Annotated in this window: 17 protein-coding genes; 5 read left to right on the forward strand and 12 right to left on the reverse strand. The window is 44.0% G+C overall.

The window, feature by feature from the left end:
• Position 1: 1 nt before the first annotated feature.
• The 3 genes from cyoA to ppsA all read right to left on the reverse strand — a co-directional run bounded on the left by cyoA (position 2) and on the right by ppsA (position 4617).
• A complete protein-coding gene (gene cyoA / locus OKC24_RS09140; protein WP_005009172.1) occupies positions 2–1078 on the reverse strand; it encodes a ubiquinol oxidase subunit II in 1077 nt (358 codons plus the stop codon).
• Positions 1079–1382: 304 nt separating this feature from the next.
• Entirely contained in the window at positions 1383–2156 is a 774-nt protein-coding gene (locus OKC24_RS09145; RefSeq protein ID WP_131277612.1) for an RDD family protein, read from the reverse strand.
• Positions 2157–2238: 82 nt separating this feature from the next.
• On the reverse strand, positions 2239–4617 hold the full coding sequence (gene ppsA / locus OKC24_RS09150; RefSeq protein WP_131277610.1) for a phosphoenolpyruvate synthase: 2379 nt from the start codon (positions 4615–4617) through the stop codon (positions 2239–2241).
• A 153-nt stretch (positions 4618–4770) separates the two neighbouring features.
• Between ppsA and ppsR the strand changes: the two genes are divergently transcribed.
• Entirely contained in the window at positions 4771–5607 is an 837-nt protein-coding gene (gene ppsR, locus OKC24_RS09155; RefSeq protein WP_130146068.1) for a posphoenolpyruvate synthetase regulatory kinase/phosphorylase PpsR, read from the forward strand.
• 292 nt (positions 5608–5899) lie between these two features.
• Here ppsR and OKC24_RS09160 read toward each other — a convergent pair whose 3' ends face one another.
• From OKC24_RS09160 to OKC24_RS09180, 5 genes are all read right to left on the reverse strand, one after another.
• Positions 5900–6466 (reverse strand): NAD(P)/FAD-dependent oxidoreductase, encoded by a 567-nt coding sequence (locus OKC24_RS09160; protein WP_130146070.1) that lies wholly within the window; start codon positions 6464–6466, stop codon positions 5900–5902.
• A 181-nt stretch (positions 6467–6647) separates the two neighbouring features.
• Positions 6648–7109 carry an inner membrane protein YiaA gene (gene yiaA / locus OKC24_RS09165; protein ID WP_130146072.1) on the reverse strand — a complete coding sequence of 154 codons (462 nt, stop codon included), beginning with the start codon at positions 7107–7109 and terminating at the stop codon, positions 6648–6650.
• Between the two features lie 151 nt (positions 7110–7260).
• On the reverse strand, positions 7261–8268 hold the full coding sequence (locus OKC24_RS09170; protein ID WP_130146074.1) for an LLM class flavin-dependent oxidoreductase: 1008 nt from the start codon (positions 8266–8268) through the stop codon (positions 7261–7263).
• Positions 8269–8716: 448 nt separating this feature from the next.
• Positions 8717–9229: a hypothetical protein gene (locus OKC24_RS09175; protein ID WP_005009182.1), complete on the reverse strand. Its 513-nt coding sequence runs from the start codon at positions 9227–9229 to the stop codon at positions 8717–8719.
• 257 nt (positions 9230–9486) lie between these two features.
• The gene (locus tag OKC24_RS09180) at positions 9487–9906 is read right to left on the reverse strand and encodes a glycine zipper domain-containing protein (protein WP_005009185.1); all 420 of its coding nucleotides are present in this window, start codon (positions 9904–9906) and stop codon (positions 9487–9489) included.
• 451 nt (positions 9907–10357) lie between these two features.
• Here OKC24_RS09180 and prfA point away from each other — a divergent pair, with 451 nt between their 5' ends.
• Both prfA and prmC read left to right on the forward strand, forming a co-directional pair.
• Complete coding sequence (prfA, locus tag OKC24_RS09185; protein WP_005009193.1) at positions 10358–11446, forward strand: peptide chain release factor 1; 1089 nt, start codon at positions 10358–10360, stop codon at positions 11444–11446.
• Complete coding sequence (prmC, locus tag OKC24_RS09190) at positions 11447–12265, forward strand: peptide chain release factor N(5)-glutamine methyltransferase (protein ID WP_131276545.1); 819 nt, start codon at positions 11447–11449, stop codon at positions 12263–12265.
• Between the two features lie 59 nt (positions 12266–12324).
• On the opposite strand, the gene OKC24_RS09195 is transcribed toward prmC, so the two are convergent.
• The 4 genes from OKC24_RS09195 to OKC24_RS09210 all read right to left on the reverse strand — a co-directional run bounded on the left by OKC24_RS09195 (position 12325) and on the right by OKC24_RS09210 (position 16061).
• On the reverse strand, positions 12325–13158 hold the full coding sequence (locus OKC24_RS09195; protein ID WP_265464988.1) for an ABC transporter permease: 834 nt from the start codon (positions 13156–13158) through the stop codon (positions 12325–12327).
• Positions 13159–13173: 15 nt separating this feature from the next.
• Positions 13174–14133: an aliphatic sulfonate ABC transporter substrate-binding protein gene (locus OKC24_RS09200; protein WP_130146082.1), complete on the reverse strand. Its 960-nt coding sequence runs from the start codon at positions 14131–14133 to the stop codon at positions 13174–13176.
• A gap of 316 nt (positions 14134–14449) precedes the next feature.
• Complete coding sequence (locus OKC24_RS09205) at positions 14450–14803, reverse strand: hypothetical protein (protein WP_005009202.1); 354 nt, start codon at positions 14801–14803, stop codon at positions 14450–14452.
• A gap of 226 nt (positions 14804–15029) precedes the next feature.
• The gene (locus OKC24_RS09210; protein WP_130146084.1) at positions 15030–16061 is read right to left on the reverse strand and encodes an AraC family transcriptional regulator; all 1032 of its coding nucleotides are present in this window, start codon (positions 16059–16061) and stop codon (positions 15030–15032) included.
• 154 nt (positions 16062–16215) lie between these two features.
• Here OKC24_RS09210 and OKC24_RS09215 point away from each other — a divergent pair, with 154 nt between their 5' ends.
• Both OKC24_RS09215 and OKC24_RS09220 read left to right on the forward strand, forming a co-directional pair.
• Positions 16216–16986 carry an SDR family NAD(P)-dependent oxidoreductase gene (locus OKC24_RS09215; protein ID WP_130146086.1) on the forward strand — a complete coding sequence of 257 codons (771 nt, stop codon included), beginning with the start codon at positions 16216–16218 and terminating at the stop codon, positions 16984–16986.
• Positions 16987–17268: 282 nt separating this feature from the next.
• Positions 17269–18405 carry an acyl-CoA dehydrogenase family protein gene (locus OKC24_RS09220; protein WP_265464989.1) on the forward strand — a complete coding sequence of 379 codons (1137 nt, stop codon included), beginning with the start codon at positions 17269–17271 and terminating at the stop codon, positions 18403–18405.
• The last annotated feature ends 73 nt before the right edge of the window (positions 18406–18478 follow it).

Below are 18478 nucleotides of genomic sequence, written 5' to 3' on the forward strand. Positions count from 1 at the left end.
CTTATTCCCCTACAGAAGCAGTCGCATGACCAGCATTTGCATGAGCTTCTGAAGCAGCAGCTTCATGACCGGCAGCTGAATGATCAGCGCCATGGTAGTTGCTCATGTATTTGTTAATCACAGATTCGAACAATTTAGGTTCTACTGAAGAATAATAAGTCACAGGGTGTGGCTTAGTAGGATAAGGACCTTCTGCTTCAGCTAGAGCAGCTGCTTCTTTTTGCTTGTCAGTTTCAGCGTGTGCAAGCATCGCTTCAATTTGATGCTTAGAGCGGTTGCCATCACGTAAGGTTGCAAATTCAGCTTGGTCTAAAACAGTTTTTTGAACTGCTTCAGGGTTAATTGAAGTACCGTTACCAGCCTTAACTGCATTTACCCATTCAGCGAACTGAGCATCTGTCACAGAGTGAGCGCGGAAGCGCATTTGTGAGAAGCCATAGCCTGAATAGTTAGACGAGAAACCGCGGTAGCCTTCGGCTGGGCTAGTTTCATTTGCTAAGAAATTCAGGTGAGTCTGCATACCCGCCATTGCATAAATCTGACCAGACAATGCAGGGATAAAGAACGAGTTCATTGTAAAGTTAGATGTTAAACGAAGGCTAACCGGAGTTTTTTCTGGGAAGCGTAATTCGTTAACAGTCGCAATGTTCTGTTCTGGGTAGATAAAGATCCATTTGAATTGTTCAGCGATAACTTGAACAGTCAAAGGAGCCTTGTCTGACTCGATTGGGCGGTATGGGTCATACTTGTGGGAACCCCACCAAGTTAACCAAGCTAAAATACCAATAATGATTACAGGGATGCCCCATACTACAACTTCAATCGCAGTAGAGTGTGCCCATGTAGGTTTATAGTCTGCATCTTTATTCGATGCGCGATATTTCCAGCCAAACCAAACTGCCATAAGTGCTGATGGAATCACCACTAGAAGCATTAAATAGATCGCAGTCATCATGAGGTCTGATTGACCTTGTGCGACTGGACCTTTTGAGTTTAGAAGTACCATATCACCGCCGCACCCAGTCAAGAGTGCAGCCATCGCAGATAAAGACAATACAGCTAAAATTGTTTGTCTCATTTTACAACCTCGGTGAAGAGTCCCATTCCCTAATTAAATTATGGGATAGCGATTATAGTGCCGCATGATTAAGAACTTTTCTTTTAGACATAGAAAATCCTTCTCAATCATGAGACACCGCTACGTTGTAGGGCATTATGCCTCATATCATTCAACTAAGCTATACATAAAGATGCTTTAAATCACTGTTATAAAAACCGATTTTACTGGTCGGAATTGCAGATTTATTATAAGAATTTTATTTTAATTTCAATATGCTGGAAAAAAAGGGATGAAAAAATCATCCCTTTTGAATTTCAATAAATTATTGTTTTATAACCTTGGTTTTGGCGATTCTGTCGTGCAAAGTTTGACGCTTTGCGCCAAGTCCGAAGGCCAGATCAATAATTGCAATGAATAAAAAAACAAAATTCAAGAAAATGAACAATACGCTGCGCAGTGTGAATGCGCGCATCAGCGAGGTTTTTTCACCAGTTTCAGCATCGACAATCTTAATTTTAGTCAGCTTTTTTCCGATGGATTGCCCTGTTTTTGCAATCAGAAAGGCTTGTGCAGCGAGCATAATAAAAATGTATGCGCCCATCGCAATCCAGGCTTGCTGTGAAAACATCTCAATCATTTTGGTTTGCAGCTCTTGCGCCAAAACCGGATTGGCTGCTGTGCCAAACACCGCGTCCATAAATTGAATATTTAATGCATTGAATTGCTGTGCTTCTTCTTTAGAAAAGAAACCTGTCAGAATGTATGTGGCAGGCACCCAAAGCAGTAAATCGGCGATTTTGGCCAAAACACGGCTAGGGATAGAGGCCAGCACCTGCTGAGGAGCCTGTTTTTCAGTGTTGCGCATTTGCTGACTGCTTTGAGCGGATGAGCTTTGCTCGCTGGCTGGTGCGATATAGCCTTCAGGCTGGTATACGGTTTTACCTTGAGTGAGTTCACCTAAAGCTTTCCATTCAGTCATGCCTTGGTGCCAGGCCAGATCTGTCAGTAGAACCTGCTGATCGGCAAGCATCTGATTGACTTGCTCGAGGCTGTATGGACCGGCTTGTTGATTATTTCGCGCCAAGTAAATTTGCATAAAACTAAAATCTCAAAAACGTATATAAAAAGTATAGATGAAAAAAAAGACCCACATGTGGGTCTTTTTTTAACACAGATTGTTAAGCTTGTTGAGCTTTTTCTTCAGAGAGGAAGAACCATGTTTCTAAAACTGAGTCTGGATTCAGTGAAACAGATTCAATACCTTGCTCCATCAGCCATTTTGCAAGGTCTGGATGGTCTGAAGGGCCTTGGCCGCAAATGCCGACATATTTGCCTGCTTTACGGCATGCGTGAATCGCCATGGAAAGCAATGCTTTTACTGCTGCATCACGCTCATCAAACAGGTGGGAAACAATACCAGAGTCACGGTCAAGACCCAATGTTAACTGAGTCAAGTCGTTAGAGCCGATAGAGAAACCGTCGAAGTGCTCAAGGAACTGTTCAGCCAACAAAGCATTCGTTGGCAATTCGCACATCATGATCACTTTAAGGCCGTTTTCACCGCGCTTAAGGCCGTTTAATGCCAGTAACTCAATAACACGTTTCGCTTCTGAAACTGTACGGACAAATGGAATCATGATTTGAATGTTGGTTAAGCCCATTTCGTCACGCGCTTTTTTCAATGCGCGGCATTCAAGTTCAAAGCAGTCACGGAAGTTGTCAGACACGTAACGGCTCGCACCACGGAAGCCTAACATTGGGTTTTCTTCTTCTGGCTCGTACAGTTTGCCGCCAATCAAGTTTGCATATTCGTTAGACTTGAAGTCAGACATGCGCACAATCACTGGTTTGTCTGCAAATGCAGCAGCAAGAGTAGAAATACCTTCAACCAATTTTTCTACATAGAATTCAATTGGAGAAGAATAGCCAGCTGTACGCGCCATGACTGCTGCGCGGGTTTCACGCGGAAGGCTGTCAATATTCAGCAGCGCTTTAGGATGCACGCCAATCATGCGGTTGATGATGAATTCTAAGCGCGCAAGGCCAATACCTTCGTTCGGAATTTGAGCGAAGTCAAATGCGCGGTCAGGGTTGCCGACGTTCATCATGATTTTGAACGGAAGCTTAGGCATAGATTCGATAGAGTTCTTTTGAATTTCGAAATCTAAAGAACCTTCATAGATGAATCCTGTATCGCCTTCAGCACATGAAACAGTCACTTCTTGACCGTCTACAAGCACTTCTGTTGCATTGCCGCAACCTACGATTGCTGGAACACCCAATTCACGGGCAATAATCGCTGCGTGGCACGTACGGCCGCCGCGGTTAGTAACGATTGCAGCGGCACGTTTCATTACTGGTTCCCAGTCTGGGTCAGTCATGTCAGATACAAGTACGTCGCCGTCTTGTACTTTGTCCATTTCTTTAATAGACGTCACGATACGTACTTTACCAGAACCGATACGTTGACCGATCGAGCGGCCTTCACAGATTACAGTGCCTTTTTGTTTAAGCAGGTAACGTTCCATTGTGCCAACGTTTTCACGGCTTTTTACTGTTTCCGGGCGCGCCTGAACGATATAGATTTGACCGTCATCACCGTCTTTCGCCCATTCGATATCCATCGGCGCTTGATAGTGTTCTTCAATGATCAATGCTTGTTTAGCAAGTTCCTGAAGTTCATGGTCATTTAATGCAAATTGCTGACGGTCAGCTTTGTCTACATCGACAACAACAACTGACTTGCCTGCAGCGCCTTCTTCACCGTAAATCATTTTTTGGTGTTTAGAGCCTAAGTTGCGGCGAAGGATCGCGTGTTTGCCGTTTTTTAGAAGCGGTTTAGAAATATAAAATTCATCAGGGTTTACTGCGCCTTGAACAACCATTTCGCCCAAGCCGTAAGAAGCGGTGATGAATACAGCATCACGGAAGCCTGACTCTGTATCCAGGGTGAACATTACGCCTGCAGCGCCGGTTTCTGAGCGAACCATGCGCTGAATGCCTGCAGACAATGCTACAACGTCGTGAGCAAAGTTTTGGTGTACACGGTAAGAGATGGCACGGTCATTATAAAGCGAAGCAAAAACTTCTTTAATTGCGATCAGGACATTGTCGATACCGCGGATGTTTAAGAAGGTTTCCTGCTGTCCCGCAAAAGATGCATCTGGCAAATCTTCTGCAGTTGCTGATGAACGAACGGCAACCGCGATTTCAGGGTTGCCGTTAGAAAGTTCTGCAAAAGCATCACGAACTTCATTTTCTAGCTCAGGGGTAAGCGGAGAGTCTACAATCCATTGGCGAATTTTAGCGCCAGTTTCAGCAAGAGCATTTACGTCATCAACGTTAAGCGCAGCAAGCTCTGCGTTAATTTTAGCGTTTAGGCCGCTTTTCTCGAGAAATTCACGATAAGCGTCAGCGGTAGTAGCAAAACCGCCCGGTACGGAAACACCAGCATTTGCTAAATGGCTGATCATTTCACCGAGCGATGAATTTTTGCCGCCCACGAGTTCTACGTCGTGTTTCCCTAATTTTTCTAGACCGATTACGCGCGCTTCCAAAGTTGTTACTCCACTTTTGCAGTATTAATCACTATCTTGGCATGAAATTATAACAAAAAACTTAGCATTTTGATTCAACTAAGTGATAGTCATGTAAGATGGTTCACTATAAAGATTATATAGCACTTAGACAAATAATTGAGGAGATTTTTAATGTCAGAAGGTAACCAGATTCAGCGGAGTGTTTTTTTTATTTCCGACGGTACGGCTATTACGGCTGAAACCCTCGGACACTCACTGCTGGCACAGTTTCCGCATGTTGATTTTGACATTCATATTATCCCTTATATTACCTCGGAAGAGGCCGCAATGAATGTGGTTGCAGAAATCAATCAGCGGGCCCAAAAAGACGGTCAGAAACCGCTGGTGTTTGATACCTTGGTTGACCCTTATGTGCGCGATATTATTAACACTGCTGATGCTATAAATCTTGATGTATTTGAAGGGCTTATTAGCAAGCTGTCAGACGAGTTGGGGACGTCGCCTACAACTTTAGTCGGGCAGACCCATGCAGTGACGGATTCTGAGTCTTATAAGGCGCGTATTGATGCGGTGCATTTTGCTTTGGATAATGATGATGGCGCGCGTACACGCCATTATGACAAGGCCGATTTGATCCTGATTGGGGTATCGCGTTCAGGCAAAACACCAACATCAATCTACTTGTCATTACAATTTGGCATTCGCGTAGCAAACTACCCGTTGACCGAGGAAGATTTAGACGATAACCGCTTGCCGGCAGTACTGCGCCCGCATAAACAGAAGCTTTTTGGCTTAATGATTGATGCTGAGCGTTTAGTTGCTATTCGCAGTGAGCGAAAAGCCAACAGCCGCTATGCAAGTTTTAATCAATGCCAGATGGAATTGCGCGCTATCGAAGGCATTTATATTTCAGAAGGAATTAAATATTTGAATGTTTCTGAGATGTCAATTGAAGAAATTTCAACCCGCGTCCTTCAAATGACTGGCTTGAAGCGCCGCATCGGTTGAGCTTGAGCGGGAGAAATGGGCTGCGCAAAGCAGCTCATTTATTATAAAAATAAGCTATCTGCTCATATGTAAATAGTATGAGTATGTTATAAAAAAATACCCTCATTTCATTCATTTCTTATATAAATACTGTTTTATTGCTTGAATATTGAACCTAAAGAATATTTCTTCAGCAAATTTTGAGGCTAGGCTTTATCTAAATGGGTAAACAGAAATGTTTTCTGTATTCAGTGCAGTATCCAAAATTTCTTTTCCGGCAATGAGGGGAATTGCTTACGCAATTCTTTTGTCATTACAGTTTTTCATTAGGATTATAAATAATGCAGTCACAGGCATAGATATGACCATTGACCGCTTGAATGCCTTGGCTGTGAATTTTGACTATGGGCCATGTAACCAGCGTGCAGTTTGCGCGCTGTAAGGCCGAATAGTAGTCATCCGCTTTTAGAAAGGTCTTGTTCTGCAAGGCTGTATTTGGCATGAGCAAATGCTTAAGCCAGGTGTCTTTTACTTGATCTTCCAAAAAGCGTAATGCCAGCAGGCTTTTAACACGGTTATTAAAAAGACGGCGGTTTTTTACAAATAATGGATGCTGAATTAATTTATGTGTGAAGCGTTCAGATTTCGGCAGCACAAAGTGTGGGTGAATTTGAAATACAGCTACTTGAGCTGCCTGATTGCATAGTTCAGAAAGCTGAGAGGCAGAGTCTTGATCAATATTGATAATGGCGACATTTTTACCGCTAAAATTTGTGTGTTTTATTTGGCTAGATTCAATTAGCCCACCTTCAAATTCAGCATAATCAGACGCTATGTTTTTAAAGACGGGGTAAGGATGATCCTGTTCAAATGTGTTCATATCAATAATCCGTTATATTTTCTTTTGATCGTTCGAGTTATGTGCAGATATATTGATAGCGAAGAAAGCCCAGCAGGTAAAGTAAAGATTTGAGTCTGAACAGTCATCGCTGTGAATTGGCAATTCAGTCTGTTTTGAACTGGCATTATTGGCGATAAGTGATGACTGCTCGCTATTTTCTTTAATGTTCTTTATTTTCAGGCAAAGTACTACTTGTCAGCTCCAAATGATCAATTTTATTGTGCTGCCGCAAATATTCCATATCCCGGATATTTTTCTGAACCGAAACTGCGCCAAATAAGCTGAGCAAAAAAGCCATAATGTAAAAGCCTTTTTCACTTAAAGCTAAATTGGCATTAAATAAGCCGATAGCCAAAAGAAAAATGCAAATGGCAACAGATGCCCAGCATAATCCGTAATAGATGTGAGTGACGTGGGTGCCTTCAAGTTTATCGCGGATGATTTTCTGCAGGGAAACTGATGCAAATAGCCCATAGAGAATTAAAATTAGATAATAGCCTTTTTCATTCAGCAGCATATCGGCATTGAACAGGCCAATACAATAGGCCGCAGCGCCAGCCAGCAGGGCCACCCAGCTGGCCGCCACAAATGCAGGTGTGGGTTTATTAATATACTGATTCATGCATTTTTCCTAATTCAGTTTTTCGTTGTTATGATTTCATTATGCGGAAAAGCATTAGGAAAGCAACGCTGAGGTGTTGAAATGGCGCTGAATCTTCCCCATGTTTAAAAGCGCCGCATGGAAGCGTGCTTTTAAACATGGGATGAAGCTGTTATTTAGCTTGGTGTTTAATTTCCATTAAATAGTCAAAGTTTTTCAAACGTTTTTCAGTGTCATAAATATCGCAGGTGAAAATAAACTCATCTACATCAAACTGAGTTAATAATTGGTTCAAGCCCTTTTTAACGGTTTCTGGTGAGCCAATCTGTGCAACAGCATAGAAATTATCGACATATTGCTTTTCGGCAGGTGACCACAATTCATTGATGTTGCTGACAGGCGGCTGAAGCTTGCCGCGTGTGCCGCGAATCATGCTTAAAATGCGCAGATACGGTGTAGATGCTAAATATTCAGCCTCTTCATTACTCTCTGCAATAATGGTTGGAACCCCCATCGAAACGTACGGTTTATCCAAATATTCAGACGGCGTGAAATTTTCACGGTAAAGCTGAATCGCTTGCCCTAACATGCGGGGCGCAAAATGCGATGCAAAAGAATAGGGCAGGCCTAATTGAGCGGCCAGCTGGGCACTGAATAAGCTTGAACCTAATAGCCAGACTGGCACATGTGTACTTTGCCCCGGTGTCGCGATAATGCGCTGATTTGGCATTGGATCTTTAAAATACTGCAATATTTCGGCAACGTCACGCGGGAACTGATCTTCTGTTTCTTGATGGCCGCGGCGCAGAGCCCGCATCGTGGCTTGATCTGTACCGGGTGCGCGGCCAAGTCCTAATTCTATGCGTTCTGGATACAGCGTCGCCAGCGTGCCAAATTGTTCTGCGACGACTAAGGGCGCATGATTGGGTAGCATGATGCCGCCTGAACCAACTTTAATTTTTGAAGTATTCGCCAGAAGATAGCCGATTAATACTGACGTTGCTGAACTCGCAATGCCGGCCATATTGTGATGCTCTGCGACCCAGATGCGTTCATAGCCTAATTTTTCAGCATGCTGAGCCAGCTGCAGTGCATGGTGCAGGGCATCTTGAATGCTCTTATCTTCTCGGACTGGCGCAAGTTCTAGAATAGAAAATTTTGTTTCTTCTAAGGAACGCATAATAGCTCTCTCAATAGGTTATATCGAGATAATACGATATAAGTGGCGTTGTGTATATCGGAATAACTCGATATTAGATTTTATTTGTCACAGCGGTATTGCTGGCTTCTCAATATCATTATCGGCTGGCTGTGTCTGATTGAGAGTTGATGAAGAAAATCTGCACGCTTGTGCCTTTTGCTTTTGCAAGAGCTGGAAACATTCACATTCTATTTTTAAAGCATTTAAATTTATTTTAGGGCAGCAGATTGAATCAAGGAAATGCGGTTTGATGAATAATTTTTGATGTTGCACATAGCTGAAAAGCGGATGCATGTAGACTAGATGCAGCTGAGCAGATGGATTGAAGGGTTGCAGAGCAGCAGTAAAATGAATCAGTTGCGCTATGCAAAAAAAGCACCCGAAGGCGCTTTTAATTGAGGCATCTTTTTGCGGTTAAAACAATGAATTAACGGTGTTTGCCATTTTTATAATGACCTAAATGACGGCCATTGTCTTTACTGTAGTAATTGCGGTCATTGTAGCGGTAGTTGTTTGAGCGGTAGCCGCGGTCATTATAGCGGCGGTCATAACGTTCATCATCATAGCGGCGGTCTTCACTTACTTTTTTCCCTAGGACTGCACCGCCTGCAGAGCCTGCAGCTGCGCCAATGTAACCGCCATTGGTACCGCCCATATTTTTACCCAGAGTATAGCCGCCAGCGCCGCCTAAAGCGCCGCCGATGATTGCGCCATTACGGTCGCGCCGGTCGGCTGAAACTGCTGCACCTGCACCGCCGCCAATTGCAGAACCAATCATTGCGCCCGTTGTACCGCCCATTTGCTTACCAACCGCAGCGCCTACAACACCGCCTAATGCAGAAGTTAAGGCTGTATTTGTGGTATTGCCTGCATTTGCTGTGGTCATTGTAAATGCAGAAGCCGTAATTACAGCGCCTAAAATTAATTTATTGATTTTCATTTTTAACTCCTGAGAGCACATCATCTTTGTCTTGATACAACTGTAAGCAAAAATGTAGAAAACATCGTGAAGGGCATTATTGCGAAAATAAAGCCTTTGGTAATGACTGTGTAAATCTTCTGCCAGTTTTCTTCATACTTCTGCAAACCTTGTGCCGGCTTGAATGCTGAGGATGGAACGCATGAATATGATGCCGCTGCGTATTTGTCCATCAGCCATAAAAAAGCACCCGAAGGTGCTTATTTAATGTTGCGGTTTCAATGACGGCGATGCTTTTTATAATGCTTTTTGCTGTAGCTGCTGGCCTTATCTTTAGAAATTTTGTTGCCTAAAGCTGCGCCGCCCGCTGCGCCTAAAGCTGAACCGACATAGCCGCCGTTGGTGCCGCCCATGCTTTTACCGACTGTGTAGCCAGCGCCGCCGCCAATTGCGCCGCCGATTGCTGATTCTGTACGGTTGCGGCGGTCACTTGCTACTGCTGCGCCGCCCGCACCGCCTAATGCTGCACCGATCGTTGCGCCAGTATTGCCGCCCATGTTTTTACCAATAGCTGTACCTGCTACACTGCCTAAAGCACTTGCAGCTGCTACGCGAGTTGTACTGTCAGCATGTGCGCTTACAGTAAACATTGAAGTCGCTGCCAAAGCAGTACTTAATAAAATAGCATTCAGTTTCATGCTTTACTCCATGTCCATATATGCGGACTGTGTCATTTCTACGATGGGGTCAATGTAACAAGATGATTCTCTGAAAGTGTGGAGAGTCTTCATTGAATTGCTGTGCTTTAGTTTCCACATTGTTTCGCTTTGTAACAATTGTGAAAAAGTCGATTTAAAAATCGTCAAATTCACAAAATTGTGAAAGAAAGTAGCAGAAAATAGCGTTCTAGGTGTTTTAAAACATTGGCGCATTTTTCTGATTGCTGCGCTGAAAAGTGAAATGAGACTTAAATTTTGCAATGTTTCACTGCAATCGCAGCATGCATTTATTGCAGTTTGCTCCAGTTTGGCCATATGGCATCAATAAAGATGTCATTTAAAACACAGAATCGTTAAACTAAGCGCAATTTTTAGAATGATCTGTTCAGGTGAAAGCTTTGGAACAGGCTGTATTGAGATATTTTGAACAATGAAAGAATCACTGCGTTTACGGTTGGATCAGCTGTCTGACCGTCACGAAGAATTAAATGCCTTGCTCGCAGATGCTGAAGTGATTTCAGACAATAAACGTTTCCGTCAGCTTTCTCGGGAACACAGTGACTTAAGTGAAATCACAGAAGTATGGGGAAAATACAGACAAGCGGAAGAAGATATAGAAACTGCTGAAGCTATGCTGTCCGATCCTGATTTTAAGGAAATGGCGCAAGAAGAAATTAAAGAAAATAAAGCTTTGATTGAGTCTTTAGAAGCAGACTTAAACATTCTGATGATTCCTAAAGACCCCAATGACGCGAACTCCGCTTATTTGGAAATCCGCGCCGGAACAGGCGGTGACGAGGCCGCCATTTTCTCAGGCGATTTATTCCGCATGTACAGCAAATATGCCGAGTCTCAAGGCTGGCGCTTAGAAATTTTATCTGAAAATGACGGCGAACATGGCGGCTATAAAGAAGTGATTTGCCTCATTAATGGCGAAGGCGTTTATGGCCGTTTGAAATTTGAAAGCGGCGCGCACCGGGTGCAGCGTGTGCCTGCAACAGAATCGCAGGGCCGTGTGCATACTTCGGCATGCACGGTTGCGATTTTGCCTGAAATAGATGTAGACACCAGTGTGGAAATTAATCCATCTGAACTGCGGATTGATACCTACCGCGCATCGGGTGCGGGCGGTCAGCACATCAACAAAACAGATTCTGCGGTGCGCATTACACACTTGCCAACTGGAACTGTGGTGGAATGTCAGGACGAGCGTTCACAGCATAAAAACAAAGCCAAAGCGATGGCGCTTTTGGTGTCGCGTTTAGAAAATGCCAAGCGCGCCGCTGCCGATGCCGCAACTTCTGAAATGCGCCGTGATTTAGTGGGTTCGGGTGACCGTTCTGAACGTATTCGTACTTATAATTATCCGCAAGGGCGGATGACGGATCACCGCATCAACCTGACTTTATACAAGCTGGAAGCGGTGATGGAAGGTGATTTAACTGAATTATTGGACAGTTTGCACCGTGAATATCAAGCTGATCAGCTTGCCATGCTTGCACAGCAGAATGGTGGCTAAATGAATATTGCACAGGCTTTAGCTTTACGCGGTGAACCTGAAAGCTATGAGCGCCAAGAAAATGCATGGCTGCTCGAGCACATCACTAAAATTGATTCTTTTGATCTTGTGATGAAAAAAGATCAAGCGCTGACAGCTGAGCAGGAACAGCAGTACCGTGACGGTTTGGCGCGCATTGCCGGTGGTGAGCCTTTGGCTTATGTTACAGGTTCGCAGCCATTTTGGACCTTGGATTTAAAAGTGACCAAAGATACGCTGGTGCCGCGGCCAGATACAGAAGTGCTGGTCGACACCGTCCTGCATTTGGATGTGCCCGAGGATGCCCGCATTGTAGATTTGGGCACAGGTACTGGCGCTGTAGCCCTGTCAATTGCCAGTGAGCGTCCCGAATGGTCCGTGACTGCGACAGATATTTATGAACCGACCTTAGAAGTCGCTCAGTTCAATGCTGAAAAACATGATTTAAACCATGTGAAATTTGTTTGCGGTTCTTGGTATAAGCCTTTGAACCGTACTTTTTTTGATGTCATTGTATCTAATCCGCCCTATATTGATGCAGATGATGTGCATATGCAGGATTTGGCAACAGAGCCTGAACGCGCTTTAGTTGCAGATAATCACGGCTTGGCTGATTTAGAACAGATCATTCAGCAGGGGAAAAAGCATCTCACTATTAATGGCTGGGTTGTTGTTGAGCATGGCTATGATCAAGGCGAGGCAGTACGCCATATCTTTACGCAAGCAGGCTATAAGCAGGTGCGTACCGTAAAGGATTATGGCGGCAATGACCGTGTAACGTTGGGGCAGTGGCCGCATTAAAGCCCGCTCTGGACTCAAAATAAAAGCGCATTGAATGCGCCTTTATTTTGTCTGAGTCTTTAGTTTTTGATGACATCGCGCCAGCGAAGTACCCATGTTTCCAGCGCTTTCATTAAACTATCGGTTAACTTGCCCAATACCGCCAATAAAATAATGGCTAAAATCACAATATCAGGCCGTGAAGTTTCGCGGCCATCACTGAGTAAATAGCCAATGCCTTGGGTTGCTGCAATCAGCTCTGCGGCAATCATAAACATCCAGGATAAACTGAGGCCATTTCTGAGGCCTGTTAAAATACCGGGCGCCGCTGCAGGCAAAATAATCTGCTGCACACGTTGCCAGTATTTCAGGCGATACACTTGTGCAACTTCAATCAGTTTGCGGTCAACGCCCTTAATCGCGGCCACTGTGTTGGTATAAACAGGAAAAAAAGCACCAATGGCAATGAGGGTGATTTTAGACGCTTCATCAATACCCAGCCAAAGCAAAAGAAGCGGAATCCACGCCAGGCTGGGAATAGATTTGATGGCAGAAAAATTCGGCTCTAAAAAATCTTCAGCTTGCTTATTCAGGCCAACAAGCACGGCAAACACTAAAGCAAGCAAGCTTCCAATGGCAAAGCCTGCTAATACGCGCCAGCTGCTGGCCCAAATGTGCTGCCATAAATCGCCAGCGGCTAATTCAGTGAGTGTCAGCCAAAGACTGCTTGGCGCTGGAAGTAAATAGGGTTCAATAAAACCGGCGCGCACAAGATACTCACAAACTAAGATTAAGACGGCAGGAAGCGTTAGTCCCTTGATCAGGCTTTTTAGTTTTGGCAAAGCTGAGGATTGCGCCTTGCTGTGCTGTGCTAATTCAGCCTGAATCTTTTGAGATGCAATTGGATGAGTCATTATTTGCTAAAGACCTTATTTCTTCACTGCTTTTTGCGCAAATTTTGCATCAAACAGCTGGTTAACAACTTGATTGACATTGGTGCCTGGACGGACCAAATCTTCCTCGTTCAAAATGGTTCCCGCTTTTTGCAAGGCCGCAATGTGTTTAGCCGTTGGAATATTTTGGTCAAAATTGGTACGGCTTAATTGAAGCTTTGCAACGTTTAACGGCAGTTTTGCTTCTTTGGCTAAGAGCGCGGCCAGTTTTTCTGGGTTGGCTTTGGCCCATTTGCGGGCTTGTTCATAGGCTGTGATTACAGCGGTTACCGCTTCGGGGCTTTGAGCTGCAAATTGGTCCTTTACGCTGAGTACACTATAGCTGTTGAAATTCACATTGCGATAAAGCTGTCTTGCGCCCGACTGCAGTTGAGCAGCCGCCATGAGTGGATCTAATCCTGCCCAAGCGTCGACTTGGCCGCGTTCTAACGCTGTTTTGCCATCCGGATGCTGTAAATGAACCAATTGAACATCACGTTTGGACAATCCGGCCGTTTCTAAGGCTTGTAAGGTAAATAGGAACGGGTCTGTGCCTTTCGTCGCTGCAATTTTTTTGCCTTTTAAATCTTTCAGGCTTTTAATATTTGAGTTTTTATTGACAAGTAACGCAGTCCATTCGGGCTGGCTTTGAATATAAACGGTTTTAATTGGACTGCCATTCGCTTTGCTGAGCACAGCGGCCAAACCTGCTGTGGAGGCAAAGTCGACACTGCCGCTGTTTAAATATTCGAGTGAACGGTTTGAGCCTTGGCTAAATACCCATTTAATTTCACTTTTTGGCAAAGCTTTTTCTAAAAGTTTCTGGTCTTTCAGCACTAAGCTGGTGGGCGCGTAGTAGGCATAATCCAGTTTAATTTCTGCTGGAATAGCTGCCACAGCTGTGCCGGCAGAAAGCGCAGAAAATAGCAGTGCGGAAATTTGAGTCAGTGATTTCATTTGAGCCCCTAAATGCATATAAAGAAATAATGCGCAATTAATACGCGGGCTAGGCGGATGCTGCAAAAGAGAAAAAATGATAACCAAAGATGAAATTGTAAAAATACAAAATTTTAAACTTAATTATTTGATATTTATATCTTTTATGTTGCTGTATTGGCGGTTTTTCTGCTTATGAATTATTTGAAAGATAGAATGCTGTTAAAATGCTAAGTCTATAAATATGAAAAAGCAGGACATCAATGTGAAGCTTGAAAAAGTGCGGCATATAAAAAAGCGGCCTAAAGACCGCTTTTTAAAAATCTGAAAATGACGCTTACATTGGATAATCTTGCAGACAGTCTGCAATTTCTACACGGTTGAGCATATCTGTTTCAACTGCTAAGCAATATGCTGCAATTTTTGCAGTTGCATCAATCAAGTTTTCTGCTTTCAGGTTTGCGCCTGCTTGAATCTGCTGCAAAGAGTCTGCAGAGATATCTAAAGCGTGCGCAATGTCAACGGCTTGATCATTTAAGAAAAAAACAGAAATGATATTGGCTAAGTCGATATCTGACATGTCACGCAGTTCTTGATGAAATTGCGCCTCATTGTGTTCAGCATCGCTTAACAAAGAGTCGGAGAAATTTTGTACTAAGCTGTGCTCGAGTACATCAATCATCTTAAGCATGGGAAAGCCCTTCAAGGTGATTAAACGGGAGTGGAGATACAATAAAAATTAAAGAAAGCAAAAGTGCTTTAAATTGATGGAAAAATAACCTATTTAGGCTGGGCAGGCAATACTCTACAGATGAACGTCCAGTCGGTTTTTGTTATATTTATAAGTACATGAAATATAGATATTATTTAGTAAAACTAAATTATTGTTATAATGCCAGACTTGAAAAATATTAGACTTATTGCGGATTATCATTCTTAGTTTGCCGATATGCGCCTGGACTGACTCCTGTCCATTTCTTAAACGCGCGATGAAAAGCGCTCGCATCGTGAAAATTCAGCTGTTCACTGATGTCTTGCAAGCTAAGCGAGTTTTGCTCGAGCAAGTTGATGGCCAAATCACGCCGTATTTCATTTTTCAGCTGCTGAAAATTGATGCCTTCCTGCTTGAGGCGGCGCTGCATGGTGGCTTCAGACATATTAAACAGCTGCGCCAGTTCAGGCAGTTCAGCCCATTCAGAAGCCGGCATTTGGGAAAAATGCTTGCGAATTTGGTGGCTTAAGGCATTGGGGTTTTTAAAGCGCACCAGTAAATTATAGGGCGTATGCTGAATAAACTGATGCCATGATTTTTTATCTTGTTTAATGGCGATCTTTAAATAGCTGGCATCAAACTGAATGTAGTTTTCATCAGCATGATACTGAATATCATCACAAAAACGCATTCTATAGTCACTGTCATCCTGAGGCGCTGCGCATTTGAGCTGTATGCGGTTTAAGATTACGCGCTGACCGCAGAGCCAGCACATCATGCCATGAATCAGCATGAGGTAGGTGGCATAACTGAACATGCGCTTAGGCTGGCGGCTGTCTTTAATCACGATATAGGCATAATTTTCCTGCACAAAATGTGTGCTGCTGAAATCATCCAGCACCAAATTCAGAAATTGCAGAATGTGGGACAAAGCTTTGCCTAAATCCGCAGCTTGCAATACCGACTTGGATAAAAAAATATAGCTGCCTCTGCGCATGGGGCGATGATCCATGCCAAAGAATTCATCATTCATGGCATCCGCCAAAACAATCCACAATTGCGCATATTGTATAACTGAAACACGGGTTTTATCGGTGTGCAGCAATTCAGGAGCGATGCCGGCTTGAGTCAGTAAGTCGTTTATTTCATAACCTTGGCGTTCTGCATTATGCAGCGCTTCTTTAACCAAGCGAATTGAAATCGTGCCTTTAAAATAATCGCTGTCCAATCTATTCATCCATGCGTTCTTGGTTTCATTTTTCTATTGTTCAAATACATCACGGTAAATGCAGTCTTTGGAAATTGTACTGAATTTATTCTATGTTTACTCTGTGTCTTAAGTCGAATTTCAAAACATAGATTATTTAAAATAGATTTCAAGGAAAAATAAAATGAAAATTCAAGGAAAGGTTTTTGTGGTGACTGGCGGCGCGTCTGGGCTAGGTGCTGCGGCAGCCACGTATTTAGTGGGTCAAGGCGCCAAAGTCATTATGGCCGACATGAACAAAGAGCTGGGTGAAGCCTTGCAGCGCCGCTTAGGTGAACACGCAGAATTTCAGCAGTTGGATGTGACCAGTGAAGCTGATGCAGAAGCATTTTTCCAGCACGTTGAAAATAAATATGGCCAACTGAATGGGTTGGTGAACTGTGCCGGCATTGCACCTTCTGCAAAAGTATTGGGCCGTGACGGTTTACATGATTTAGCTATGTTCCAGAAAGTTCTTAATATTAATGTGGCGGGGACATTCAACATGATCCGCTTTGGGGCGCGCTTAATTGCAAAATATGAACTCCAGGCAGGCGAAGAAGAGCGTGGCGCAATTGTGAATACTGCTTCAGTGGCTGCTTTTGACGGTCAAATTGGACAGGCTGCTTATGCGGCGTCGAAAGGTGCTGTGGTTGCCATGACTTTGCCTTTAGCCCGTGAATTGGCGCGTGAGGCGATTCGTGTCATGACTATTGCGCCGGGCATTATGGAAACACCGATGCTGAAAGGCCTGTCGCAGCATGTACAGGATGCTTTGGGGCAAATGGTGCCGTTTCCGCCGCGTTTGGCCAAACCTGAGGAATTTGCGCATTTGGTGGGGCATATTTTTGAAAATGGCTATTTGAATGGCGAGGTGATTCGTCTGGATGGCGCGATTCGGATGCAGTCGAAATAATGTAAAGCTGATCTGAGGGTTAAATGCAGAGTCTTTTTTATTATCGACTCAAAATTTAGTATAACCTTTGCTTCGACCTGCTTTTCTTAAGGGAAAAGCAGGCAAAACCATTGCCATTCGCGAAGCCTGTTTAATGGGCATTACCGTGTTTTTGTTTCGCAGATACATTAATTTTTAGAAGCTATAAGGTTGCGAATGGAACTGCCATGCAACGCAGAGTTTTTAATATTTCCAATTTAAAGAAAGATCAAATTTTAAGAATAGTAATGAGAAGGATACTCTATGATTTTAAATGAAGCGCAGAAAATGGTTCAGGATATGATGCGGGATTTTTCTCAAAGCAAGCTGAAGCCGACGGCAGCTGAGCGGGATAAAACAGCGCGCTTTCCTGCTGAAGAGTTAAAAGAGCTGGGTGCATTGGGTGCGCTGGGCATGACCGTTTCAGAGGAATGGAGCGGTGCTGGCATGGACTATGTCTCACTGGTTTTGGCCATAGAGGAAATTGCAGCCGGTGATGGCGCAATTTCAACGATTGTGAGCGTACAGAATTCACTGCCTTGCGGCATTACTCAGCGTTATGGCACAGAAGATCAAAAGAAACGATATTTAACCAAATTGGCGACAGGTGAAATGTTGGGCTGTTTCTGCCTGACTGAGCCGCAGGCAGGATCGGATGCCAGTGCCCTGGAATGCCAGGCGGTACGCGAGGGTGATGAGTGGGTCATTAACGGAACGAAACAATTTATTACCACAGGCAAATATGCAGACATCGCCATTGTATTTGCAGTCATTGATAAAGCTGCAGGCAAAAAGGGCATTTCCTGCTTTTTGGTGCCGACCAATACTGCGGGATATATTGTGTCGCGCGTCGAAGAAAAGATGGGGCAGCATTGTTCCGATACCGCGACGATCATTTTTGATGACTGCCGCATTCCTGCGGACCATTTGCTGGGTCAAGAGGGTGATGGCTATAAAATTGCATTATCAAATTTAGAGTCTGGGCGGATTGGCATCGCTGCGCAATGTGTCGGCATGGCGCGTGCAGCCCTAGATGCGGCCGTGGAATATGCGCATGAGCGCAAAGCTTTTGGTGTAGAAATTTTGCAGCATCAAGCGGTTGCATTTCGTTTGGCCGATATGGCCACGCAAATTGAAGCGGCGCGTCAGCTTATTTTGCATGCTGCGTCATTAAAAGACGCCAATTTACCGTGTTTAAAAGAAGCTTCTATGGCTAAGCTGTTTGCATCGACCATGGCCGAGCGGGTGTGTTCTGATGCGATTCAAATTCATGGCGGCTATGGTTATGTTTCAGACTTTCCTGTTGAGCGGATTTACCGGGATGTACGCGTCAGCCAAATTTATGAAGGCGCATCGGATATTCAGCGTCTGGTGATTGCCCGTGAAGTGGCTAAAGCTTGATTGATCAGACTTTAGTCGATGCCCAAAGCCTGCAATGCATTTGACGGTTATGGAAATTGCAGGCGGCATCTGA

The organism is Acinetobacter entericus, assembly GCF_026168575.1.
Classification (GTDB): domain Bacteria; phylum Pseudomonadota; class Gammaproteobacteria; order Pseudomonadales; family Moraxellaceae; genus Acinetobacter; species Acinetobacter bouvetii.